Here is a 21,812-nt window from a genome sequence, read left to right on the forward strand (position 1 = left end):
GACGGCGCGGTTCAGCCGCAGGTTCCGGTGGTCGCGAGGGTGTCCGCGGCGATCGCCAGGTCGGACGCCTCGAGTCGCACGGTGGCCCCCTCCGGGGTCACGTCGATGCCGGCCACCTCGACGCCCTCGGGGAGGCGGTCGGCGACGCACACCGGGTAGGGGTCGCCGCCGAGCACGCGATCGACGAGGCTCGAGGCGTCGATCGTCGCCCCGCCGGCGCGCACCTCGGCCGCGACCGGCGTGAGCAGCACGCGGTCCCCCGCGGCATCGGGTTCGGCCGTGATCTCGAAGCCGACGCGCAGGCCGAGGACCTCGAGCTCGTCGGAGTACGCGACCGTGCCCTCCCCGAGCGCCAGGCCGCCGTCGATGCCCTGGGATTCGGCGATCGCATCGAGCGCGGCCTCGTCGACGGTCGCCTCGGCGACCGCGCGTTCCACGCTTCCACCCTCCTCGAGGGGTACGCCGTACGCGGTGACGGTCGCGTCGACGGGGACGCCCTGCACCGACAGCTCGGGAGCGGTCGCGACGACCTCGTCCATGCGACCGGTGAGGACCTGCCAGAGCGCCGAGACCCCCCGGATCTGCACGTCGACCTCGCCCTCGACGCCCTCCGGCAGGTCGCGTTCGATCGAGTCGGCGACCGCGCGCTCGGCGATGCCCCGGCCGACGGTCTCGACGAGGACGAGGAGGCCGACGACGATGACGAGCAGCGCTCCGACGATGATCGCGGCGCGCGTGCCGGCGCTCGTGCGACGCCTGGGCCCGTCGTCGACGGGCGTGGAGTCGAAGCGGACGGTGTCAGCGTCGGAAGCGGCCATGGGTCGGGAGGTTACATGCGCTCGGGGGCCGACACGCCGAGGAGGTCGAGGCCGTTGCGGATGACCTGGCCCGTCGCGTCGTTCAGCCAGAGGCGCGTGCGGTGCAGGTCGGTGACGGGCTCGTCGCCGAGCGGGAGCACGCGGCAATTGTCGTACCAGCGGTGGTAGAGGCCGGCGAGCTCCTCGAGGTAGCGGGCCACGCGGTGCGGCTCGCGCAGCTCGGCCGCCTGGGCCACGATGCGCGGGAACTCCTGCAGCGCCCCGAGCAGCGCCGACTCGGTCTCGTGATCGAGCAGTTCGGGCGCGAACGCGGTGCGGTCCACCCCCGCCTCGGCGACGTTGCGCGCCAGCTGGGTCGTGCGCGCGTGCACGTACTGCACGGAGAACACGGGGTTGTCGTTGCCGCGCCGCTGGAGCACCTCGGGGTCGATCGCGAGCGGCGAGTCGGCCGGGTACCGCGCCAGCGTGTAGCGCAGTGCGTCGGTGCCGAGCCAGGCCTGCAGGTCGTCGAGCTCGATGATGTTGCCCGCGCGCTTGGAGAGCTTGGCGCCGTTGATGCTGACGAGCTGGCCGATGAGCACCTCGATGTCGCGCTCGGGGTCGTCGCCGGCGGCACCGGCGAGGGCCTTGAGGCGGTGGACGTACCCGTGGTGGTCGGCGCCGAGCAGGTAGATCTTGTGCTCGAAGCCGCGGTCGCCCTTGTCGAGGTAGTACGCGGCATCGGCGGCGAAGTAGGTGTAGACGCCGTTCGCGCGACGGATGACGCGGTCCTTGTCGTCGCCGAAGTCGGTCGTGCGCACCCAGACCGCGCCGTCCTCGTCGTACACGTGCCCCTGCGCGCGGAGGCGCTCGACGGCGGCGTCGATCGCCGACACGCCCTCGTCGTCCTTCGCGTGCAGCGCGCGCTCGCTGGTCCAGACGTCGAAGTGCACGTTGAAGCGCTCGAGCGACTCGCGGATCTCGCCGAGCTGCAGCTCGTAGGCGATCTCGCGCGCCGTGTGCAGCGCCACCTCGTCGTCGAGCTCGAGCAGGTGCGGTTCGCGCTCGAGCACGCGGGCGGCCAGGTCGGCCACGTACTGGCCCGGGTAGCCGTTCTCGGGCGTCGGCTCGCCCTTCGCCGCGGCCAGCACGGACGCGCCGAAGTTGTCCATCTGGTTGCCCGCGTCGTTGATGTAGTACTCGTTGGCGACCTTCGCCCCCGCGGCCCGCAGCACGCGGCCGATGGAGTCGCCGAGCGCCGCCCAGCGCGTGTGGCCGATGTGCAGCGGTCCGGTCGGGTTCGCCGACACGAACTCGAGGTTGATCACCCGACCGGCGAGCGAGTCGCCCCGCCCGTAGGCCGCGCCGGCCTCGACGATCGCCTTGGCGAGCGAACCGGCCGCGGCGGCATCGAGCCGGATGTTGATGAAGCCGGGGCCGGCGACCTCGGCGCTCGCGACGCCGTCGACGTCGGCCAGGCCCGCGGCGAGCTCGCCGGCGAGCTCGCGCGGGTTCGAACCGAGCGGCTTGGCGATGCGCAGGGCGATGCTCGAGGCCCAGTCGCCGTGCTCGCGCAGCTTCGGACGCTCGAGCGTCACGGCCTCGGGCGCCAGCTCGAGCGCGACCTCCTCGCCCGATGCGCGTCGTCGCTCGACCAGCTCGGAGACGAGGTCGAACAGGACACGCGAGAGATCGGCGGGAGTCACTCGAAGATCCTACCCGTCGCCGTTGGTAGGGTTTCCCGCATGCCGCGCCCGAACACCCAGCTCCGCCGCTCCGCGGTCGCCCTGGCCGCCGTGCTCGCCCTCGCCGGATGCACCACCCCCGACGCGCCGTCGGCCACCGAGACGCCGACGTCATCCGGGACGCCGGCACCCAGCGGATCGGCGGCACCGACGCCGGCGCCGACCGAGGAGCCGCTCCCGTTCGAGGCGGCGTGCGCCGACCTCATCACGCTCGACCAGATGTACGAGTTCAACCCCAACTTCGGCGAGGCCCCCGGTTTCGAGCCGGAGTCGGACGACCTCGTCGCGGTCGCCGACGCGCAGGGCACCGTGTGCGGATGGAGCAACCAGACGAGCGGCGACCTGATCGGGCTCGGCGTCGCGACCCTGCCCGGGAACGCGTTCGCGGCCCAGGTCGGACGCGCGGCGGTCGACAGCACCGCGGTGCCGACGTACGGCACGCCGCCGGAGGTCGAGGGCTTCTTCAGCCAGTCGGGCGGCGTCGGCCGGGCGCAGGTGTTCGCCGACGGCTACTGGATCGTGCTCGAGTCGCCGGAGTTCCTCGAGCCCGGTGACGCCGAGCCGCTCGTCACCGCCGTCCGCAGCAACCTTGCGGCGCGCTGAGCACGCCCGGGCGAGCCCGCCGCGCGTCATGCGCAGGGTGCGTCAGGTGGTAGTGTGAATGGCTGTGCGCCTCCGTAGCTCAGGGGATAGAGCGCCGGTTTCCGGTACCGTAGGTCGGGGGTTCGAATCCCTCCGGGGGCACGTCGTGAAGAGCCGGGTCCACTCAGTCAGCTGAGGGCCCGGCTCATTCCGTTTCCGGGCGCCCAGCCGCCCGACGCCCGGCCGCTCCGCGACTCCCCCGCGTCCGCTGGAAGTCTGCTGCACGTCTGCGGCCGATGCGTGGACGCTCCCGTCCGCGCCGCCATAGACTCCAGACATTCCGGTCCGAGGGGAAGGCGTCTGGCACATGCGGTCGGTACGAGGGAGTTCGATCGCGGTCGCCGTGCTGGCCGGGCTGCTCGCGGTCGCGCCCGCAGCGGCCGCCCATGCCGAGGACCCGGTCTCGTTCGGCGCGAGCCCGGTCGTCGACACCGTCGATGCCCTGAGCGCGTCCGAGCTCACCGAGGTCGAGGCCGCGATCGAACGCGCCGCCGACGACACCGGCCGGCAGCTCTTCGTCGCCTTCGTCGACGAGTTCACGAATCCGGCGGATGCCGCGTCGTGGGCGACCGACACCGCGAACGCCAACAACATGGGCACCGAGGACTACCTGCTCGCCGTCGCCGTCGAGGGTCGTTCGTACTACTTCTCCGCTGCGCCCGACGCATCCCTCACGCAGGCCGACACCGACCGGATCAGCATCGAGCGGATCGAGCCCCGGCTCCGCGACGAGGACTGGGCGGGCGCGGCCGTCGCGGCGGCCCAGGCGCTCGGCGGCGGCGGAGGCGGCGGCGGGTTCGGCGCCGGGTTCCTCTGGATCCTCCTCGGCGGCGCGGCCGTCATCGCGGTCGTCGCCGTGGTGCTGGCGCGGCGTCGCCGTCGCGACGCGGGGGCGCCCGGGGTCCCCGGGGGTGCGCCCGGTGCGGACGCCGAACCGCAGGTCCCGCTCGAGGAGCTCCGCCGCCGCGCCGCGAGCGCGCTGGTCCAGGCCGACGACGCACTGAAGACGAGCGAGGAGGAGCTCGGCTTCGCGACCGCGGGCTACGGCGAGGAGGCCACCGCGGGCTTCCGCACCGCGCTCGAGTCCGCGAAGGCGCGCGTCGCCGAGGCGTTCACGCTGCAGCAGCGACTCGACGACCACGAGCCCGACACCGAGCAGCAGCAACGGGAGTGGTACACCGCGATCCTGGCCCTCACGGCGGAGGCGGAGTCGATGCTCGACGCCGAGGCCGACCGCTTCGACGCTCTGCGCGATCTCGAGCAGAACGCCCCGCAGGCGCTCGCACGCGTCGAGGCCGCCGCCCGCGCCGCGGAGGACGGCATCGCCCCCGCCGCGCAGCGACTGCAGGCGCTCGGCGCCCAGTACGCGGCATCCGCGCTCGCCACGGTCGCCGACAACCCCGAGCAGGCGCGCACCCGGATCGCGTTCGCCAGGGACTCGATCGGCGAGGCGCGGGCCGCGCTCGAGCGCGGCGAGAGCGGGGCCGCGGCCGTCGACATCCGGGCCGCCGAGGAGGCCACCGACCAGGCGCGCCTGCTCACGGCGGCGATCGAACGCCTCGCCGCCGACCTCGCCCAGGGCGACCGGGCCGTCGCGGCCGGCGTGGACGACCTCGACGCCGACGTCCGCACCGCACGCGGCCTGCCCGACGCGTCGCTCGCCGGCCTCGCCGACCGCGTGGAAGCGGAGTCCGCCGCGATCCGAGCCGAACTCGCTCGCCCTGGCCGGTCGCCGCTCGACCTCGCCGCACGGGTCGACCGGGTCAACGCCGAGATCGACCGGGCCGTCCAGGGTGCCCGAGACGCGCAGGTGCAGGCCGAGCGCACCCGCGCCGAGCTCGACCGCTCGCTGCTGGCCGCCCGAAGCCAGGTGCAGGCCGCCGAGGACTACCTCGTCGCGCGCCGCGGCGCCATCGGCTCGGAGGCCCGGACCCGGCTCGCCGAGGCCGGCCGCCTCGTCGTCGAGGCGCAGTCGCTCGCGGCATCCGACCCGCCCCGAGCCCTCGCGAGCGCCCAGCGGGCCGAACAGCTCGCGTCGAGCGCGATGTCGCTCGCCCAGCAGGACGTCAGCGGATTCGGCGGCGGCATGCCGGGCGGCGGGATGTTCGGCCAGCCCGCGCGCGGCGGAGGCGGCGACATGTTCGGCGCGGTCCTCGGCGGCATCCTCATCAACTCGATGATGGGCGGCGGCGGAGGCGGCGGCATGTTCGGCGGCGGCGGAGGCGGCGGCCGCAGCCGGGGCGGCTTCGGCGGGGGCTTCGGCGGCGGGCGCTCCCCCGGCAGCTTCGGCGGTTCGGCCACGCGCGCCCGCCGCGGCAGCGGAGGCCGCTTCTGACCCGCTCCACCGCCCACACCCCACGACCACCAACCGGAAGGAAGCCACGATGACCAAGCAGTCCATCTTCGGACGGATCTCGCAGCTGCTGCGGGCGAACGTCAACGCGCTCATCGACCAGGCCGAGGACCCCCAGGTCATGCTCGACCAGATGGTGCGCGACTTCACCAACTCGATCGCCGACGCCGAGGCGGCCATCGCCGAGACCATCGGCAACCTGCGCCTGCTCGAGGACGACCACCGCGAGGACCTCGAGGCCTCGCGCGAGTGGGGCGACAAGGCCCTCGCCGCGAGCCGCAAGGCCGACCAGCTGCGCACCGCGGGCGACGCCGCGGGCGCCGACAAGTTCGACAACCTCGCCAAGGTCGCGCTCAGCCGGCAGATCTCGTCCGAGAACGAGGCACGCGCGGCCGAACCGCAGATCGCCGCGCAGACCGAGGTCGTCGACAAGCTCAAGAGCGGCCTGAACGGCATGAAGCAGAAGCTCGTCGACCTGCAGAACAAGCGGTCCGAGCTCATCGCCCGCGCCAAGACCGCCCAGGCGCAGCAGCAGGTCCACGCCGCCGTCAAGTCGATCGACATCCTCGACCCGACGAGCGAGCTCGGCCGGTTCGAGGACAAGATCCGCCGCGAGGAGGCCAAGGCGCGCGGCCAGGCCGAGATCGCCGCGTCGAGCATCGACGCGCAGTTCAACGAGCTCGACGACCTCGGCGAGCTCACCGAGGTCGAGGCCCGGCTCGCCGCGCTGAAGGCCGGCGGCGGTTCCTCCGACCAGGGGCAGATCGCGTCGAACTGACGAGTGAGCGGATGCCGCCGGCCGCCCGCCGCGCGGCATCCGCCCCTCGCCTGGCCACCACCCGACCCCGCGGCGGAAGGAGCCGAGAGATGCACGCCGAGGACGAGCGGACCCTGGTCGGTCGCATCCCCGACCGGCTCGCCGCGCACTTCCCGGAGATCGCGCCCGAGCGCATCGCCGAGGTCGTCGAACAGGAGTACCGGCGCTTCGACGGACGCCCGATCCGCGACTTCGTGCCCGTGCTCACCGAGCACCAGGCGCGCGACCGGTTGCGCGCCGAGGGCACGGCCGAGGTCTTCGCCTCCCCGCCCGACCTCGCTCCGGCGGACCCCCGACCGGTGCCGGACACCGAGCACGATCCCGCCATGCGCCGGCCCGAGCCCCACTCGGTCGATCCGCGAGCCGGGGAGACCCGCCCGGAGGCGCCCGCCGGCTCGCCCGTGACGCTGCTGAACGGCGACCTCGGCGGAGGGCCGGCGTGATGGCCGCCTCCGTCCGGCGCGCGCCTGCGGCCCGCGAGCCGCGCGCGTCGACGCCATGACGCCCGACGAGGCCGCTGCCGCGCTCGGCGTCGACCGCGACGCCGACTCCGCGGAGATCGACCGCGCTTACCGGCGCCTTGCGCGCGAACTGCACCCCGACCGCTACACGGGCCGTCCGGCCGACGAGGTGCGGGCGGCCAGCGACCGGTTCATCGAGGTCACCCGGGCGCACGACGTGCTGCTCGCGGCGCCGCGCCGGCCCGCGCCATCCGCTCGCATCGTGGTCGAACGCCCCCCGGCGGATGCCACGCGGCCGGAGACCGCGCACCGGCGACCGTTCGGCTGGTGGCTGTTCGCGGCCTGGACGGCACTGACCGTCGTCGGGGCGATCCTGTCCACGGCGACCGGCCCGCTGTTCACGCCGGCCGACCTCTGGGTGCGGCTGGGGCTGCTCATCGCCTTCGCGCTGGCCACCGCGCTCACGGGTCGCCGGTGGGTGTGGCGGATCACCCTGGTCCTCCTCGGACTGAGCGCGATCGCGGTCATCGCATCGACGACCGTGGCCGGCCTGCTCGGGCTCGGATTCATGGCGATCGCCTGCTTCGGCCTGGCGGTGCAGGGTCGGCTGGTCCGCTTCCCCGACCAGTGAGGCGCCGAGCCGCGGGCGGTGCCCGGCGCGTCGTGGCGGACCCGTGCCCCGCGGAACATACTGGGAGCATGCCGGCCGCCTTCCTCGTCATCCCCGAGTGGCAGGGCTCCGTGTCGTCCCGTGCCATGAGCCATGCCGATGGCGCGCACGCGATCCACGGCGACCTGCCGTCCGCCTCCACCGTGCTCGTCGACGTGCCCATGGAAGCGGGCGACGCGCTCGGGACAGGAGTGCAGCGGTACAGCGCGCTGCGGCGCGTCCGGGAACGGACCGCCGACGCGCTCGCGCGGGCCACGGGCACGCCCATCGCCATCGGGGGCGACTGCGGGATCGCGCTCGCGCCGGTGGCCGCGGCCTCCGCCGCGCACCCGGGCGAGGTCGCGGTGCTCTGGCTCGACGCGCACCCGGACCTGAACTCGCCCGAGACGAGCCCGTCGGGCGCGTTCAACGGCATGGTGCTGCGTGCCATCACGGGCGATGGTGCGGACGGGCTCGCGCTCGACGGGGCGACGCGCATCCCGCCGTCGCGTCTCGTCCTCGGCGGGCTGCGCGCGATCGACGACGGCGAGCAGGCGTTCCTCGACGAGCACGGCGTGACGGCGTTCGGGGTGGGCGAGCTCGCCGACCCCGCGTCGGTCGTGGCGGCGCTCCGAGCCACCGGCGCCGGCCGCGTGTACGTGCACGTCGACCTGGACGTGCTCGATCCGTCGGCCATCGCCGGGCTGTCGTACCCGCTGCCGTTCGGCATCGGAGCCGTGGAACTGGTCGCGGTGCTGAAGGCCGTGGTCGAGGCGTTCCCGCTCGCCGGTGCGTCGATCGCCGGGTTCACGCCCGCCTCGGCCGAGCTCGCGAACGACGACCTCCCGACGATCCTCCGCATCGTCGGCGCGCTCGCATCGGGCGCATCGAGCGCGGGCCGCTGAATCGCCGCGAGCCGATGCCGGCGACGGCGCCCGGTGCCTAGGCTGGGGTCGGGCCGCCCGGTGCATCGCGGCGCCACCGGAGGGAGTCGGAATGGACCACCGCGAGTTCGACGTCGTGGTGCTGGGGGCCGGAGCGGTCGGCGAGAACGTCGCCGACCGCGCGCGTGCCGCCGGCCTCGAGGTCGCCATCGTCGAACACGAGCTCGTCGGCGGCGAGTGCTCGTACTGGGCGTGCGTGCCGTCGAAGGTGCTCCTGCGCAGCTCGACCGTCCTGCGCGCGGCGCGCCGCGTCCCGGGCGCGGCGGAGGCGGCCTCGGGTGAGCTCGATGTCGCCGCGGTGCTCGCCCGGCGCGACGAGTGGGTCTCCGACTGGGACGACCGCAACGGCGTGGCGTGGGTCGAGAGCATCGGCGTCGAGCTCGTCCGCGGTCATGGACGACTCGACGGCGAGCGACGAGTGGTCGTGACCCGTCCCGACGACACGGAGGTGGCGCTCGTCGCGCGGCACGCGGTGGCGGTGTGCACGGGCTCGACCCCGAACGTCCCCGACATCCCGGGCCTCGCCGAGGCCCGCCCGTGGACGAGCCGCGAGGCCACGAGCGCCCGGAGCGCCCCCCGGAGCCTCGCCGTCATCGGCGGCGGCGTCGTGGCGGCCGAGATGGCGTCGGCGTACGCCGGCTTCGGCACGGAGGTGACGGTCCTCGCCCGCACGACCATGCTCGGATCGATGGAGCCGTTCGCCGGAGAGGCGGTCGTCGCCGGGCTCCGCGCCGCGGGCGCGACCGTGCGGCTCGGGGTCTCGCCGGAACGCGTGGATCGGGGCGACGACGGCCGGGTGGTGATCGCCCTTCCGGGCGGGGGAACCGTCGACGCCGACGAGGTCCTCGTCGCGACCGGGCGACGACCGCGCACCACGGGCATCGGGCTCGAGACGGTCGGACTCGAGGCCGGAGCGTGGATCGACGTCGACGACACCCTCGCCGTCACGAAGCTCGCGGATGCCGCGGCCGACGGTGCCGCTCCGTGGCTCTACGCCGTCGGCGACGTGAACCACCGTGCGCTCTTCACCCACCAGGGCAAGTACCAGGCCCGCGCCGCCGGCGACGTGATCGGCGCGCGGGCACTCGGCCGGGCTGTCGACGATGCGCGATTCGGCATCCACGCGGCCACCGCCGACCGCGTCGCCGTCCCGAGCATCGTGTTCGGGGATCCGGAGGTCGCGACGGTCGGGCTGACCGCCGCAGCGGCCGAGGAGGCCGGGATCGCGGTCCGGCTCGCGGAGGTGCCGTTCTCGAGCGTGAGCGGTGCCGGGATCCTCGCCGACGGGTACGAGGGGCGCGCCCGCCTCGTGATCGACGCGGACCGCGGCGTCGTCGTCGGTGCGACCTTCGTCGGGCCGGACACGGCCGAGCTGGTGCACGCCGCGACGATCGCCATCGTGGGCGAGGTCCCGGTGGACCGGCTGTGGCACGCCGTCCCCGGCTTCCCGACGCTCAGCGAGATCTGGCTGCGCCTGCTCGAGTCGCTCGGGCGTCCCGAGGCCGACGGATGAGCGCCGCCCACCGCGCATCCGCCCGGGCGCCGTGGCCGCCGAGCGCGCCGCGGAACCGCACCCTTCGCCTCCGCCTGACCGACTCCCCCATCAGCCTCGCCGGGTACTGGTGGGCGACGGCGGTCGGCTTCGCGTGGGGCTTCCTCTGGAGCCGTGGCCGGATCGAGCGGCGCCGCGGCCTCATCGTGTTCCGCGGCATGCCCCGATGGACCTTCGGCCGCGGTGGATCCTGCGTCGGCGGCTGCTACCTCACCTCGACGAACGTGTCGCACGCCGTCCTCGGGCACGAGGCCGTCCACCGGGCCCAGTGGCGGCGATACGGCATGCTCTTCCCGATCCTCTACTGGATGTCGGGGCGCGACCCGCTCGCCAATCGCTTCGAGATCGAGGCCGGCCTCGAGGCCGGCGGCTACGTGAAGCGGCCCGGGCGCTCGACGCGCCCGGGCCGGGAGGCGGCATCCGCCGGCTGACGAGCGGGCGTCAGTTCGACGGCTCGGCCGCCGCGGAGAGCGCCGAGACGAGCTCGTCGAGGCCGTAGGTGAGCGAGAGCGCCGTGGGCGGCGAGACGGCGGCGATGAGCTCGGTGCCGACGACCTGGGCGACCTGGCCGCGCGAGACCGCCGGGATGGCCGAGATCGGGGCGGAGGTGAGGAACGCGTCGGCCTCGGCCTGCGTGTCGTGGTAGCTCAGGACCAGGTCGGAGTCGAGCTGGTCGAGCTGCTCGTAGCTCAGCGTGTAGAAGAACGGCGAGTCGCCGTTCTGGAGCTCGGCCACCGCGGGCGCGTCCTCGAGGCCGAGCGCCGAGAGGAACTCCACGCGCGAGTCCTCGGGGGTGTAGACGTAGAAGGTGCCCGCGGTGTCCCAGACGGCCGCAACGGTCTTCCCGGCGAGCTCCGGGTGCTCCTCGGCCTTCGCGGCGAGTTCGGCGTCGAGGTCGTCGAGGACGCCCTGCGCCTCGTCCTCGAGCCCGAGCGCCGTGCCGACGGTCGTCACGACCTCGCGCCACGGCGTGGTCCATGCCGCGTCGGGGTAGGCGACGGTGGGGGCGATCTCGCTCAGGAGCTCGTACTGCTCCTCGGTGATGCCGGAGTACGGCGCGAGGATCACGTCCGGAGCGGCCTCGATGAGCTCCTCGTAGGGCGGCGCCTCGCCGTCGTCGGTGAGGATGGCGGGCGTCTCGGCGCCGAGCTCCTCGAGCTCGTCGGCGACCCAGGGCAGGACGCCGTCCTCGTTCGCCCCGTAGGTCTGCTGGGCGATGGCGACCGGCACGACGCCGAGGGCGAGGGACGCCTCGGTGCTCCCCCAGCCCCAGGTCGCCACGCGCTCGGGCGCTTCGGCGAGCTCCGTCTCGCCGAAGGCGTGCTCGATCGTGACGGGGAACGCGCCGTCCGATGCGGCGGCGGCGCCCTGGCCGCCCGGATCGGCGGCTCCGGTCCCGGCGCAGCCGGTCAGGGCGAGGGCGGTGGCGGCGGTCACCGCGATGGCGGCGAGCTGTCGGCGCGCGTGCATGGAGGGCCTTTCGACGGAGGGGTTGGGCGTGCGGATCGGAGATCCAGCGAACTTAGCTTAGCCTAACCTAAATCGCTCGCGCCCCGGTGGTATCGCCCGATCGGCACGACCAGGGGCGAACCCGCGACCGGATCCTGCGTGACGAGGCACTCCAGGCCGAACGCCTCCGCCACGGTGTCGGCGGTCATCACCTCGGCGGGGTGTCCGGCCGCGCGGATCCGCCCGCCGTCGACGACGACGAGGTGGTCGGCGTACCTGGCCGCGAGGTTCAACTCGTGCAGCACCATGACCACCGTCGTGCCGTGCTCACGGTTGGACTCCGTGAGCAGGTCGAGCAGCTCGAGCTGATGGGCCGCATCGAGGAAGCTCGTCGGCTCGTCGAGCAGGACGATGCCGGCCCGCTGGGCCAGCACCATCGCGATCCAGACGCGCTGTCGCTGGCCGCCCGAAAGCTCCGCGACGGGGCGGGCGGCGAGCTCGGCGGTGCCCGTGGCCGCGAGCGCCTCGGCCACGATCCGATCGTCGTCCGAGGAGCGTCCGCCGAACCAGCCGCGATGCGGATGGCGACCGCGGGCGACCAGCTCGGAGACGAGAACCCCGTCGGGTGCGACCGGCTGCTGCGGCAGCACGGCGACGCGGCGCGCGAACTCCCGCGCGCCGTACGAACGCACGTCGCGTCCGTCGAGCGAGACCCGCCCCGACTGCGGGACGATGAGCCGGGCGAGCCCGCGCAGCAGGGTCGACTTGCCGCTGCCGTTCGGGCCGACGATCGCGGTGATGCGCGCGTCGGGCACGGCGAGGTCGAGCCCGTCGACCACCGTGCGGCCGTCGTAGCCGAGCCGCAGCCCTTCCGCACGGAGTGCGTGCGAGTCCGGATGCGTCATCCGTCTGCTCCCTTCCGATTGCCGCGCGCGATGAGCCACAGCAGGTACGGCGCGCCGATCAGGCCCGTGACGATGCCCACCGGGACGGCCACGCCGCCGAGCGCGTGCTGGGCGACGAGGTCGGCGACGAGCACCATCGCGGCGCCGACGAGGGCGGATGCCGCGAGCGAGGGCCGCCCGTGCCCCGCGAGCGCCCTCGCCACGGGCGGCGCCACGAGGGCGACGAAGGCGATCGGACCGGTGAGCGCGGTCGCGACCGCGACGGCCGCCACGCCGAGCAGGATGGCGATCAGGCGCGATCGGGTCACGTCCACGCCGAGCCCGCGGGCCGTGTCGTCGTCGAGTGCGAGCAGCGGCATGCGCGGTGAGAACACGGCCGCGAGGGCGAGGACGATCGCGAGCGCGCCGCCGGCCATCGCGAGCTCGTCCCAGCCGATGCTCGAGACGCCGCCGACCATCCACACGAGCGCCGCAGGCGCCTCGCGGATCTCCGCACGCGTGATGAGCCACCCGAGCAGCCCCGACACGATCGAGGCGACGCCGATCCCGACGAGGACGAAGCGGATGCCGGTGAGCCCGTCTCGCCACGCGAGCGCCCAGACGATCGCCGCGACGGCGAGGGCGCCGGCGAAGGCGGCGAGCGAGACCGCCGGGCCGGTGAGGCCGAAGAGGAGCATCGCCGTCACGGCGGCCAGGCTCGCCCCGCCGGTGACGCCGAGGATGTCGGGACTCGCGAGCGGATTGCGCAGCGTCGACTGGAAGAGCGCGCCGCCGAGGCCGAGTCCGACGCCCGCGATGACGGCCGCGACGACGCGGGGCAGGCGAAGCCGGTACACCACCAGGTCGGTGGTGGGATCGGCCCGGCCGGTGAGCGCCGCGACGAGGTCGGGCGCCGAGACGCCAGCCGCGCCGAGGAGCAGCGCGGCCGTCGCGGCGACGAGCACCACGGCCGCGGCCGCGACGCCCACGAGGATCGCGCGCCGGCGCGTGGCCGAGTGCACGGCGGCGACGACGCTCGCGGCGGCCTCCGCCGTCGGTCCGGACGGCGTGCGGGCGCCGGCGTCGGGGCGGACGGCGGTCACGTCGCCGCTCCCCCGCGCCGGCGCACGAGCGCGATGAGCACGGGCGCACCGACGACGGCCGCGACGATGCCGGCCTCGAGTTCGGCCGGCGGGGCGACCACGCGCCCGATCACGTCGGCCGTGACGAGCACGGTGGCGCCGAGGACGGCGGCGAGCGCGATGCGCCGCCGGTAGTCGCCGCCGGCCGACGCGCCGGCGGCGTGGGCGACGGCGAGGCCGAGCAGCGCGATCGGTCCCGCGAGCGAGGTCGCCGTCCCGGCGAGGACGATCACCGCCACGGCGGTGACGAGACGGGTCACCCCGAGGCGGACGCCGAGGCCGCGGGCGACGTCGTCGCCGAGCGCCATCAGGTTGAGCCGCGGCGCGAGCCACGCGGCGAGCACGAGTCCCGCGACAAGGAACGGCCAGAGGGCGGCGGCGGTCTCGAGCCCGCGTCCGGCGAGCGAGCCGACCGACCAGAACCGGTACTGGTTCAGAGTCGCCAGGTCGCGGATCAACACGAGCGTGATGAGGGGCGTCGTGGCCGCCATGACCGCCGCGCCCGTGAGGGCCAGGCGGGCGGGGGTCGCGCCGCCGCCCGCCGAGCCGATGGCGAACACGACGGCCGCCGCAGCGGCCGCGCCGGCGAACGCGAACCAGATGAATCCGAGCGGGGTCGAGACGCCGAGGAAGGTGATGGCGGCGACGACCGCGAGCGATGCGCCGGCGTTCAGCCCGAGGAGCCCGGGATCGGCGAGCGGGTTGCGCGTCGCGCCCTGGAGCACCGAGGCGACGGCGCCGAACGCCGCGCCCGCGAGCACCCCGATGATCGCGCGGGGCAGCCGCAGCTCGCGCACGACGAGCTGGTCGGTGTCGCCGTCGACCGGGGCGCTGAACGCGCTCCAGACCACGTCGAACGGCACGGCACGCGAGCCGATCGCGAGGCTCGCGAGCACGGCGAGTCCGAGCAGGGCGACAGATGCCGCGAGCACGACGCCGAACGGTGCGCGCGGCCGGGGCGCGCGGTGGGGTCGCCCCGCCGCCGCACCGCCGTCGGGGCGCGACCGTTCGGCCACCGGCATCCGCTGGACCATCGTCGGATCAGTCGAGCTCGGCGCGACCGCGGCGCCAGTACCCCATGAACGCGACCTGGCGGCGGTCGAGGCCGGCCTCCTGCACGAGGAACCGCCGGAGCGTCTTCACGACGGACGCCTCCCCGGCGATCCAGGCGTAGCAGTCGCCGTCGAGGCTCGTGCCCTCCGGCACGTCCCACAGGATGCCGTCGGCGTCGGCGGCCGCCTCGAGGTCGGCGAGCGTGCGTCGCGACGTCTCGGCCACCGCGGCGACGGGGTCGGCGCAGTCGCGCAGCCAGCAGGTGCGAGCGACCCAGTCGCGGACCGCGGGGACCAGCCGCTCGCCGTGCGCCTGTCCGTCGAGGCGGGGCAGCCAGCGCACCTCGACGCCCGACGGCGCGCGGACGGGCAGCGCGTCCTCGGCGCACGGCACCTCGATGACCGCGGCACCGGTCGCGTCGGCGGGGAGGGACTCGAGGATGGCGCAGATCGCGGGGGCGGCGGTCTCGTCGCCCGCGAGCAGGACGGTGTCGACGTCGCCGGGACGCCAGTCGATGCCGACCGTGCGCCCCTCGCTCAGCTCGTCCGGTCCCACGAGGACGATCTCGTCGCCGGGAGCGGCGCGGCCTGCCCATGCGGATCCCGGACCGGTGTCGCCGTGCGCCACGAAGTCGATGTCCACCTCGCGGGAGCCGGGACGGACCCCGCGGATCGTGTAGGTGCGGAACGGGTTGCGCTGGTCCGCCGGCAGCTGCCGCCACTCCCCGAACCAGTCCTCGCCCTCGGGGAACGACGTGAAGCCGGTGCCGGGCAGCGGCAGGACCACCTTGACCCGCTGGTCGAATCCGGCCGTGCCGAACCCGGCCAGGTCGTCGCCGGCGAAGGTCACGCGCACGAAGTGCGGCGAGAGCCGCTCGACCCGCGACACGCTCGCGCGGAACGTCCGGTAGGCGGGACGTGGGCGGGCGACGACCTCCGCCTGGGCGAGTGAGGTAAGCATTACCTAAGTCTTGCACACGGTTCGGCTGCGACCGCAACCTCGCGTCACCACACCGGCGGTCGCCGCCTCCCCCGCCGAGCCGCGCGCTCCAACTGGGCGGCGAGGGCGAACAGCGTCGCCTCCCCACCCGGGCGTCCGATCAGCTGCACCCCCATGGGCAGCCCGCCCTCGGTGTCCAGCACGGGCAGCGTGAGCGCCGGCATGCCCGCCACGTTGACGAACGACGTGTACGGCGTGAAGCGGACCTGCTGCGCGAAGTTCTCCTCGCCGTCCTCGGCGTGGTACCAGCCGACGGGACGCGGTTCGAGGGCGAGCGCGGGCGTCATGACCGCGTCGAAGGGGGCGAAGCGCGCGATGGTGCGCCGCTCGAAGCCGGTGAGCCACGACTGCGCCGCGGCGAGGTCGGCGGCGGTCAGGGCACGTCCCCGGCCCATGAGCCATCGCGTGAGGGGCTCGAGCCGGTCGGCGCGCTCCTCGGCCACGTCGATCGTCGCGGCACCGGCCTGCCAGACGGTGCGGAACGCCGCCGGGTACCCGGGCTCCGCCGCCGGGGCGAGCTCCTCGACGCCGTGGCCGAGCCGGTCGAGCAGCGCGACGCCGGCATCCAGGGCGGCGCGCGCGGCCGGATCCAGCCGGATCTCCGTGAACTCGTCCCACGGCGTGTCCGTCATCACGGCGACCTGGAAGCGGCCCTCGCCACGGATCGCCGCACCGAGGTACGGTCCGTCGTCCCCGGGCGCCCGCACCGCGAACGGATGCCGCGGCGGGTACCCGTGCGGCGCGATCATGCCGTCGAGCAGGAGCGCGGCATCGGCGACGGTCCGGGCGATCGGGCCGACGACGCCGAGGCCCGCGAGCCGGTCGAGTCCCGATCCGGACGGCACCCGTCCGCGCGACGGCTTCACGCCGACCAGGCCGCACGACGCGGCCGGGATGCGGATCGAGCCGCCGCCGTCGCTGCCCGGCGCGAACGGCAGCAGGCCGGCCGCCACCGCCGCCGCCGCCCCGCCGCTCGAGCCGCCCGCCCCGCGCTCGAGGTCCCACGGGTTGCGCGCCGGTCGACCGCCCACGGGCTCCGTGTACGACGGCAGCCCGAACTCCGGCGTGGCGGTCTTGCCGAGGCTGACCGCGCCGGCCGCATCGACCGCGTCGACCACGTCGTCCGACTCGTCGGGCATGTGCCCCTCGTGGGCGCGCGACCCGAAGGCCGTGGGGACGCCGGCGCGCGGGTGCAGGTCCTTGTCGGCCAGGGGCATGCCCCACAGCGGGGCGGCGCGGGGCACGTCGCGCTCCACCCGGCGCGCCCGGTCGATCGCGAGGTCGGGCGTGACCGCCGCGAACGCGCCCACCACCGGATCCAGCCGCTCGATCCGGGCGAGGTAGTGCTCGGCCGCCTCCGTCGGCGTCACGTCGCGGCGCTGCAGCAACTGGTGCAGCTCCAACGCCGTGTACTCGTGCAGGTCCTCGATCGGGTCGGCCACGTCACGAGCCTACGCAGCGTCGCCGGTAGAGTGACGCACGTGGCGGGGGTGGCAGCCGGAGAGCGCATCGCGGGGGCCGTGGCGCGGCATCCGCTCGCCTGGGGTGCCGCCTGGAGCCTGTCGTTCGGCGCGCTGCTCGTGGTCGCGCTCGTCGCCGACTGGCCGGCGTGGGCCGACGCGATCGTCCTCACGGCCATGGTCGGGCCGTCGCTCGCGGCCACGGTGACGGTGCTGCACGCGACCCCGCGACGCCACTTCGACGAGATGTCGTCGGTCTTCGGCCACTTCGCCGTGCGCTACGCGGCGCTCGTCATCGGCGTCGTCGCGTGGAGCGCCTCGGTCGTGGTCGGCGCGGCGATCTCGCAGGCGATCCAGCTCGCGGCGGAGGGGCGGGAGGACGAGATCCTCGGCACGGGCGTGGACGTCATGCTCTTCCTCGTCCCGATCCTCGTCGCCCTGCTGTGGGCCGCGTTCGTGCTGCGCTGCGCGTGGTTCCTGGGGCGCGTGCGCGGCTGGGGCGAGGTGCCCGCGTCCGACCGGGTGCCGCCCGCGATGCTCGCGAGCCGGCCGGCGCTGCGTCGCACGGTGATCGGCCTGGCCCACCCGGGCCTGTTCAGCGCCACCGGGCTCGTCGTGGCGGTCATGCTGCCCGCGCTGCAGGGCACGCACGAACTCGTGCTCTGACCCGGCGGCTACTTCAGCGACTTCTGCAGCAGCACGGTGCCGAGCCACCGGTCGAACTTGAAGCCGACCCGGCCCATGCGCCCGATCTCGGTGAACCCGAAGCGCTCGTGCAGCGCGATCGACGCCTCGGCGCCCTGGTCGGCGATGACGGCGAGGATCTCCTTCAGCCCCGCCGCCTTGGACGCCTCGATGAGCTCGCCGAGCAGCGCCCGCCCGAGGCCCTTGCCTGATGCCGCGGGACCGAGGTAGATCGAGTCCTCGACCGTGTAGCGGTAGGCCCGCTTCTGCTTCCACGGGGAGACGAGCGCGTAGCCGAGCAGCTGCCCCGAGGGCGACTCCGCGACGAGGAACGGCATGCCGAGCTTCTGCAGCATCGCGAACTTCTGCTTCCACTCGCGGAGTGTCATCGCGTCCTCATCGAAGGTCACGGTCGAGTTCGCGACGTAGTAGTTGTAGATCTCGCGCACGGCCGGCAGGTCGGCGGGCCGCGCCGGGCGGATCTCGTACGCGAACGGCGTCTCCTCCGGCTCGGGCCGGCGCAGGTGCCGGGGCAGCACCCGTCGCTGCTGGTATTCCTCCTCGAGCATCCCGCCATGGTACGCGCGCCGTGTTGCGAACGGATGACGCGCGCGGACGCCGCCGGCGGCGGTGCCCGCCGTCGTCAGGCGGTCAGTCGTCGGCGAGCGACCAGTCGACGGGTCGCCCGCCGCGGGCCTCGAGGAGGGCGTTGGCCCGGCTGAACGGGCGGGAGCCGAAGAATCCGCGGCTCGCCGAGAGCGGGCTCGGGTGGGCCGACGCGATGCGGGGGGTGTCGCCGAGCAGCGGGGCGAGCGACTGCGCGTCGCGACCCCAGAGGATGGCCACGAGCGGGGTCCCCCGGCCCACGAGGGTGCGGATGGCGTGGTCGGTCACGCGCTCCCACCCCTTGCCGCGGTGCGAGCCGGACTCGCCGGGCCGCACGGTGAGCACGCGGTTCAGCAGCATGACGCCGCTGCGGTTCCACGCCCCCAGGTCGCCGTGCTCCGGCGGCGTGCACCCCACGTCGTCCGCGAGCTCCCGGTAGATGTTGGCGAGGCTCCGCGGGATGGGCCGGACGTGGCGCTCCACCGCGAACGACAGTCCGATCGGGTGACCGGGCGTGGGGTACGGGTCCTGGCCGACGATGAGTACGCGGATGTCGGCGACCGGCTGCCGGAACGCTCGGAGCACGCGGTCGCCCGCGGGCAGGTACGAGCGACCCGCGGCCACCTCGGCCCGCAGGAAGTCGCCCATGCGGGCGATGTCGTCGGACACGGGCGCGAGCGCCTCGGCCCAGCTCGCATCGATGAGGCCCGCCTCGGCGAGCTCCGGAAGGGTGCGGCCCATCAGCCGGTGATGCTCCGCACGACGACGCCGTCGTCGCCCGCGGTGACGCTCCAGACGCTGCCCGCGCCGGCGACCCGCAGGCCCGCGGTGCCGATCGAGAACAGCGTGTCCTCGTCGATCGCGATGCCGCCGTCGACGAGCCCCGCCTCGGTCGCCGCGATCAGCCGCGTGAGGGTGCCCCACTGTGCGGCATGGCAGTCGATCGTGAGGTCGACGAGCCCGAGGCCGGCCTCGGCGGTGACCTCGTCGAGGTCCTCGGAGGCCTCCTCGGGGGCGACGGGCACGCCGCCGATGCGCCAGCCGCCGAGCAGCGCCGTGTCGGCCGCGATGGCGGCGCCGGCCGAGAAGCCGAGGTACGGCAGGCCGGATGCCACGAGCCGGCGCAGCTCGCCCGCGACGGGCTCCACGGCCCGGCGGTAGGCGGGCGTCAGGCCGCCGCCGACGAGCACCCCGTGGGCGCCCGCGAGCGCCGGGATCGCGAACGCGCCCTCCTCGTCCACGACCGAGACCGCGACGTCGACGTCGGCGACCGACTCGAGGACGGCGCGCCACCGCGCGGCGAGCTCGACGCCCTCGGCCTCGGGCGCGACGAGCAGCACGGCGACGCGGGGCCGCTCGACGGCGTAGCGGCCGGCGGCCGCGGCCGCCTCGGCGATGAAGGGCGCGTACACGGCGGGCGCGTGCTCCGCGCTCCAGCCGCCCCCCACGAGGTGGACGCTCATCGGACCTCCTCCTCCACTCGCACAGGAGGCAGCGCCGACCAAGGGAAGACGATCCAGTCCTCGGTCTCGCGATACGCGAAGTCGGGGACGAGCACCGTGCGCGGCTTGACGTAGAGCGTGGCGCTCCGCACGTCGGCACCGACCCCGCCCAACAGGTCGACGACCTTCGCCAGGGTCCGGCCCGAGTCGGACACGTCGTCGACGAGGAGCACCCGCTTGCCCTCGAGCGCGGGGGCGTCGAGCATGGGCGGGTGCAGCACCGGCTCCGGGAGCCGCTCGTCGACGCCGGTGTAGAACTCGACGTTGATCGAGCCGCAGGACCTGGTGCCGAGCGCGTACGCGATCGCGCCGGCCAGGAGCAGCCCGCCGCGTGCGATCGCGATGACCACGTCCGGGCGGAACCCGGAGCCGAGCACGTCGGCGGCGAGCCCGCGGGCCGCGGCGGAGAAGTCGTCCCAGGTCAGGATCTCGCGGCGGATCCCGTCCGCGCCGCTCGCAGCGGCGTCGTTCGCGTCGAAGCTCATTCCCCCAAGGCTAGCGGCCCGCCCGCTCGGGGCCCGGGTCGTCGCTCGCGTCGCGCTCCGCGACGTCGTCGCCCGCGGCGAGCCCCTCGCGCTCGGCGGCGACCCCGCGCCGGTGCGGGTGTTCGCTCCGCAGGCCGGAGAGGCGCTCGTTGAGGACGGAGATCACCGTCGCGGACGCGACGCCCACGATCGCGACGCCGCCGGCCATGAGGAACGCCGCCCACATGCGGCCGGGCACGGTGACCGGGTAGGTGTCGCCGTAGCCCACCGTGGCGAGCGTGACGACGGCCCACCAGATCGCCTCGCCGAAGCTCGTGATGTTGGCGCCCGGCGCGTCCCGCTCGACCTGGAGCACCGCGAGCGAGATGAAGAACACGTAGACCGTCGCGTAGATGATCGCCGAGAGGATGAATCGGGCCCGCACGGCCTCCGTCGTCCGGCGCTGCAGCACCGGGAGGTAGCCCAGCAGCGAGACCACCCGCAGGGCGCGGAACACCGGGAACACGACCGAGAGGAGCTCGATCGGGTGACGCCAGGCGTACCGCCACCGCGCTCCCCGCGGGGTGAGGACGATCCGCATGACCGCGTCGACGAGGAACAGCACCCAGGTGGTCACGAAGATCGCGTTGAAGGCCACCACGATCGACGTGGGCAGGTCCGGGACCAGCACCCACACGGTGTACGCGACGATGAACGCGATGCCGAGCAGCGCCAGGAGCCGGCCGGTGGCGTCGACCCAGCGCTGCCGCCGCTCGACCCCGCCGACGCTCATCGCGACGCCTCCCGCCGCGTGACGAGCGGTCCCTTGGCGAGCCGGTGCGGCGCGGCCTGGGCGACGGGCTTGACCACGATGAGGTCGAGGTCCACGTGCGGCGGCTTCGACATCGCGTCGACGATCACGGATGCCACGTCCTCGGCCACCAGCGGCTCGGGCACCCCCTCGTAGACGGCGTCGGCGCGCTCGCGGTCGCCGCCGAACCGCACCAGCGCGAACTCGTCCGTCTTCACGAGTCCGGGCGCCACCTCGACGACCCGGATGGGCTCCCCGTTGAGCTCGAGCCGGAGCACCTCGGTGAGCGCGTGCGCGGCGAACTTCGCGGCGTTGTACCCGCCGCCGCCGACGTAGGCGACGTGTCCGGCGAGCGAGGTCACGTTGACGAGGTCGGCGACGCCGCGCTCGTCGGCGCCGCGCCGAAGGAGGGGCAGCAGCGCGCTCGTGACGCGCTTGACGCCGAGCACGTTCACCTCGAACATCCACGCCCAGTCGGCGAGGTCGGACTCCTCGACCGAGGCGAGCCCCTTCGCGCCGCCGGCGTTGTTCACGAGGGCGTGCACCGGACCCGTCGACGCGAGGTGCTCGGCGAGCGCCGCGACGTCCGCGTCGGAGGTGACGTCGGCGACGACCACCTCGCACCCGGTCTCGGCGGCGAGCGCGCGCAGGCGGTCCTCGCGCCGCGCGACGGCCACGACGTCCCATCCGTCGTGGCGCAGCGCCCGCACGGTGGCCGCCCCGATGCCCGAACTCGCCCCGGTGACCACTGCGCGCATGCCGTCCATGCGGCCATTCTGCACCGGCGGGCGCGGTCGG

The 21,812-nt window shown here is 74.7% G+C and carries 23 protein-coding genes and 1 tRNA gene; 10 read left to right on the forward strand and 14 right to left on the reverse strand.

Features of this window, described 5'->3' with window-relative positions; translation table 11 throughout:
* Positions 1-11: 11 nt before the first annotated feature.
* Positions 12-818, reverse strand: a complete 807-nt coding sequence (locus RH861_RS14360; protein WP_310521551.1) for an LmeA family phospholipid-binding protein — start codon at positions 816-818, stop codon at positions 12-14.
* 11 nt (positions 819-829) lie between these two features.
* Positions 830-2,503, reverse strand: a complete 1,674-nt coding sequence (locus RH861_RS14365; RefSeq protein WP_310521552.1) for an arginine--tRNA ligase — start codon at positions 2,501-2,503, stop codon at positions 830-832.
* 39 nt (positions 2,504-2,542) lie between these two features.
* On the opposite strand from RH861_RS14365, the gene RH861_RS14370 reads away from it, so the two are divergent.
* The 9 genes from RH861_RS14370 (at position 2,543) to RH861_RS14410 (ending at position 10,391) form a co-directional block, all read left to right on the forward strand.
* Positions 2,543-3,145, forward strand: a complete 603-nt coding sequence (locus RH861_RS14370; RefSeq protein WP_310521553.1) for an iron ABC transporter ATP-binding protein — start codon at positions 2,543-2,545, stop codon at positions 3,143-3,145.
* A gap of 68 nt (positions 3,146-3,213) precedes the next feature.
* Positions 3,214-3,286: transfer RNA gene (locus tag RH861_RS14375), tRNA-Arg, on the forward strand.
* A gap of 205 nt (positions 3,287-3,491) precedes the next feature.
* Positions 3,492-5,519: a TPM domain-containing protein gene (locus RH861_RS14380; protein WP_310521554.1), complete on the forward strand. Its 2,028-nt coding sequence runs from the start codon at positions 3,492-3,494 to the stop codon at positions 5,517-5,519.
* Positions 5,520-5,568: 49 nt separating this feature from the next.
* Positions 5,569-6,315: a PspA/IM30 family protein gene (locus RH861_RS14385; protein WP_310521555.1), complete on the forward strand. Its 747-nt coding sequence runs from the start codon at positions 5,569-5,571 to the stop codon at positions 6,313-6,315.
* Positions 6,316-6,404: 89 nt separating this feature from the next.
* Entirely contained in the window at positions 6,405-6,797 is a 393-nt protein-coding gene (locus RH861_RS14390; RefSeq protein ID WP_310521556.1) for a three-helix bundle dimerization domain-containing protein, read from the forward strand.
* A 55-nt stretch (positions 6,798-6,852) separates the two neighbouring features.
* Complete coding sequence (locus RH861_RS14395; RefSeq protein WP_310521558.1) at positions 6,853-7,446, forward strand: J domain-containing protein; 594 nt, start codon at positions 6,853-6,855, stop codon at positions 7,444-7,446.
* 68 nt (positions 7,447-7,514) lie between these two features.
* A complete protein-coding gene (locus RH861_RS14400; RefSeq protein ID WP_310521559.1) occupies positions 7,515-8,369 on the forward strand; it encodes an arginase family protein in 855 nt (284 codons plus the stop codon).
* A 91-nt stretch (positions 8,370-8,460) separates the two neighbouring features.
* Entirely contained in the window at positions 8,461-9,921 is a 1,461-nt protein-coding gene (locus tag RH861_RS14405) for a dihydrolipoyl dehydrogenase family protein (RefSeq protein ID WP_310521560.1), read from the forward strand.
* A complete protein-coding gene (locus RH861_RS14410) occupies positions 9,918-10,391 on the forward strand; it encodes a Fe-S oxidoreductase (RefSeq protein ID WP_310521561.1) in 474 nt (157 codons plus the stop codon). The genes RH861_RS14405 and RH861_RS14410 overlap by 4 nt, the downstream gene beginning before the upstream one ends.
* Positions 10,392-10,401: 10 nt before the next feature.
* Here RH861_RS14410 and RH861_RS14415 read toward each other — a convergent pair whose 3' ends face one another.
* From RH861_RS14415 to RH861_RS14440, 6 genes are all read right to left on the reverse strand, one after another.
* The gene (locus RH861_RS14415; RefSeq protein WP_310521562.1) at positions 10,402-11,430 is read right to left on the reverse strand and encodes an iron-siderophore ABC transporter substrate-binding protein; all 1,029 of its coding nucleotides are present in this window, start codon (positions 11,428-11,430) and stop codon (positions 10,402-10,404) included.
* A gap of 62 nt (positions 11,431-11,492) precedes the next feature.
* Positions 11,493-12,314 (reverse strand): ABC transporter ATP-binding protein, encoded by an 822-nt coding sequence (locus RH861_RS14420; RefSeq protein ID WP_310521563.1) that lies wholly within the window; start codon positions 12,312-12,314, stop codon positions 11,493-11,495.
* The gene (locus RH861_RS14425; RefSeq protein WP_310521564.1) at positions 12,311-13,396 is read right to left on the reverse strand and encodes a FecCD family ABC transporter permease; all 1,086 of its coding nucleotides are present in this window, start codon (positions 13,394-13,396) and stop codon (positions 12,311-12,313) included. The genes RH861_RS14420 and RH861_RS14425 overlap by 4 nt, the downstream gene beginning before the upstream one ends.
* Positions 13,393-14,469: a FecCD family ABC transporter permease gene (locus RH861_RS14430; RefSeq protein WP_310521565.1), complete on the reverse strand. Its 1,077-nt coding sequence runs from the start codon at positions 14,467-14,469 to the stop codon at positions 13,393-13,395. The genes RH861_RS14425 and RH861_RS14430 overlap by 4 nt, the downstream gene beginning before the upstream one ends.
* 7 nt (positions 14,470-14,476) lie before the next feature.
* Positions 14,477-15,448 carry a siderophore-interacting protein gene (locus RH861_RS14435; RefSeq protein WP_310521566.1) on the reverse strand — a complete coding sequence of 324 codons (972 nt, stop codon included), beginning with the start codon at positions 15,446-15,448 and terminating at the stop codon, positions 14,477-14,479.
* A gap of 44 nt (positions 15,449-15,492) precedes the next feature.
* Positions 15,493-16,917, reverse strand: coding sequence for an amidase (locus RH861_RS14440; protein ID WP_310521687.1), 1,425 nt, complete (start codon positions 16,915-16,917; stop codon positions 15,493-15,495).
* Positions 16,918-16,968: 51 nt separating this feature from the next.
* Here RH861_RS14440 and RH861_RS14445 point away from each other — a divergent pair, with 51 nt between their 5' ends.
* Positions 16,969-17,613, forward strand: a complete 645-nt coding sequence (locus RH861_RS14445; protein WP_310521567.1) for a hypothetical protein — start codon at positions 16,969-16,971, stop codon at positions 17,611-17,613.
* An 8-nt stretch (positions 17,614-17,621) separates the two neighbouring features.
* Here RH861_RS14445 and RH861_RS14450 read toward each other — a convergent pair whose 3' ends face one another.
* The 6 genes from RH861_RS14450 to RH861_RS14475 form a co-directional block, all read right to left on the reverse strand.
* Complete coding sequence (locus RH861_RS14450) at positions 17,622-18,200, reverse strand: GNAT family N-acetyltransferase (RefSeq protein WP_067945198.1); 579 nt, start codon at positions 18,198-18,200, stop codon at positions 17,622-17,624.
* Between the two features lie 82 nt (positions 18,201-18,282).
* Positions 18,283-18,978: a uracil-DNA glycosylase gene (locus tag RH861_RS14455; protein WP_310521568.1), complete on the reverse strand. Its 696-nt coding sequence runs from the start codon at positions 18,976-18,978 to the stop codon at positions 18,283-18,285.
* Entirely contained in the window at positions 18,978-19,700 is a 723-nt protein-coding gene (locus tag RH861_RS14460; protein ID WP_310521569.1) for a type 1 glutamine amidotransferase family protein, read from the reverse strand. Before RH861_RS14460 ends, RH861_RS14455 begins: the two co-directional genes overlap by 1 nt.
* A complete protein-coding gene (locus RH861_RS14465) occupies positions 19,697-20,224 on the reverse strand; it encodes a phosphoribosyltransferase (RefSeq protein ID WP_310521571.1) in 528 nt (175 codons plus the stop codon). Before RH861_RS14465 ends, RH861_RS14460 begins: the two co-directional genes overlap by 4 nt.
* A gap of 10 nt (positions 20,225-20,234) precedes the next feature.
* The gene (locus RH861_RS14470; RefSeq protein WP_310521572.1) at positions 20,235-20,996 is read right to left on the reverse strand and encodes a potassium channel family protein; all 762 of its coding nucleotides are present in this window, start codon (positions 20,994-20,996) and stop codon (positions 20,235-20,237) included.
* The gene (locus RH861_RS14475) at positions 20,993-21,781 is read right to left on the reverse strand and encodes an SDR family oxidoreductase (RefSeq protein ID WP_310521573.1); all 789 of its coding nucleotides are present in this window, start codon (positions 21,779-21,781) and stop codon (positions 20,993-20,995) included. Before RH861_RS14475 ends, RH861_RS14470 begins: the two co-directional genes overlap by 4 nt.
* Between the last annotated feature and the right edge of the window lie 31 nt (positions 21,782-21,812).

This window comes from Agromyces indicus, from assembly GCF_031432295.1.
Taxonomy (GTDB): domain Bacteria; phylum Actinomycetota; class Actinomycetes; order Actinomycetales; family Microbacteriaceae; genus Agromyces; species Agromyces indicus.

Bases quoted from the DNA above. Each gene is read 5' to 3' on its own strand.
- RH861_RS14385 (WP_310521555.1), top strand. From the start codon at position 5,569: ATGACCAAGCAGTCCATCTTCGGACGGATCTCGCAGCTGCTGCGGGCG.
- RH861_RS14405 (WP_310521560.1), top strand. From the start codon at position 8,461: ATGGACCACCGCGAGTTCGACGTCGTGGTGCTGGGGGCCGGAGCGGTC.
- RH861_RS14400 (WP_310521559.1), top strand. From the start codon at position 7,515: ATGCCGGCCGCCTTCCTCGTCATCCCCGAGTGGCAGGGCTCCGTGTCG.
- RH861_RS14460 (WP_310521569.1), bottom strand. From the start codon at position 19,700: ATGAGCGTCCACCTCGTGGGGGGCGGCTGGAGCGCGGAGCACGCGCCC.
- RH861_RS14415 (WP_310521562.1), bottom strand. From the start codon at position 11,430: ATGCACGCGCGCCGACAGCTCGCCGCCATCGCGGTGACCGCCGCCACC.
- RH861_RS14380 (WP_310521554.1), top strand. From the start codon at position 3,492: ATGCGGTCGGTACGAGGGAGTTCGATCGCGGTCGCCGTGCTGGCCGGG.
- RH861_RS14450 (WP_067945198.1), bottom strand. From the start codon at position 18,200: ATGCTCGAGGAGGAATACCAGCAGCGACGGGTGCTGCCCCGGCACCTG.
- RH861_RS14465 (WP_310521571.1), bottom strand. From the start codon at position 20,224: ATGAGCTTCGACGCGAACGACGCCGCTGCGAGCGGCGCGGACGGGATC.
- RH861_RS14410 (WP_310521561.1), top strand. From the start codon at position 9,918: ATGAGCGCCGCCCACCGCGCATCCGCCCGGGCGCCGTGGCCGCCGAGC.
- RH861_RS14420 (WP_310521563.1), bottom strand. From the start codon at position 12,314: ATGACGCATCCGGACTCGCACGCACTCCGTGCGGAAGGGCTGCGGCTC.
- RH861_RS14470 (WP_310521572.1), bottom strand. From the start codon at position 20,996: ATGAGCGTCGGCGGGGTCGAGCGGCGGCAGCGCTGGGTCGACGCCACC.
- RH861_RS14395 (WP_310521558.1), top strand. From the start codon at position 6,853: ATGACGCCCGACGAGGCCGCTGCCGCGCTCGGCGTCGACCGCGACGCC.
- RH861_RS14475 (WP_310521573.1), bottom strand. From the start codon at position 21,781: ATGGACGGCATGCGCGCAGTGGTCACCGGGGCGAGTTCGGGCATCGGG.
- RH861_RS14360 (WP_310521551.1), bottom strand. From the start codon at position 818: ATGGCCGCTTCCGACGCTGACACCGTCCGCTTCGACTCCACGCCCGTC.
- RH861_RS14390 (WP_310521556.1), top strand. From the start codon at position 6,405: ATGCACGCCGAGGACGAGCGGACCCTGGTCGGTCGCATCCCCGACCGG.
- RH861_RS14370 (WP_310521553.1), top strand. From the start codon at position 2,543: ATGCCGCGCCCGAACACCCAGCTCCGCCGCTCCGCGGTCGCCCTGGCC.
- RH861_RS14430 (WP_310521565.1), bottom strand. From the start codon at position 14,469: ATGGTCCAGCGGATGCCGGTGGCCGAACGGTCGCGCCCCGACGGCGGT.
- RH861_RS14435 (WP_310521566.1), bottom strand. From the start codon at position 15,448: ATGCTTACCTCACTCGCCCAGGCGGAGGTCGTCGCCCGCCCACGTCCC.
- RH861_RS14455 (WP_310521568.1), bottom strand. From the start codon at position 18,978: ATGGGCCGCACCCTTCCGGAGCTCGCCGAGGCGGGCCTCATCGATGCG.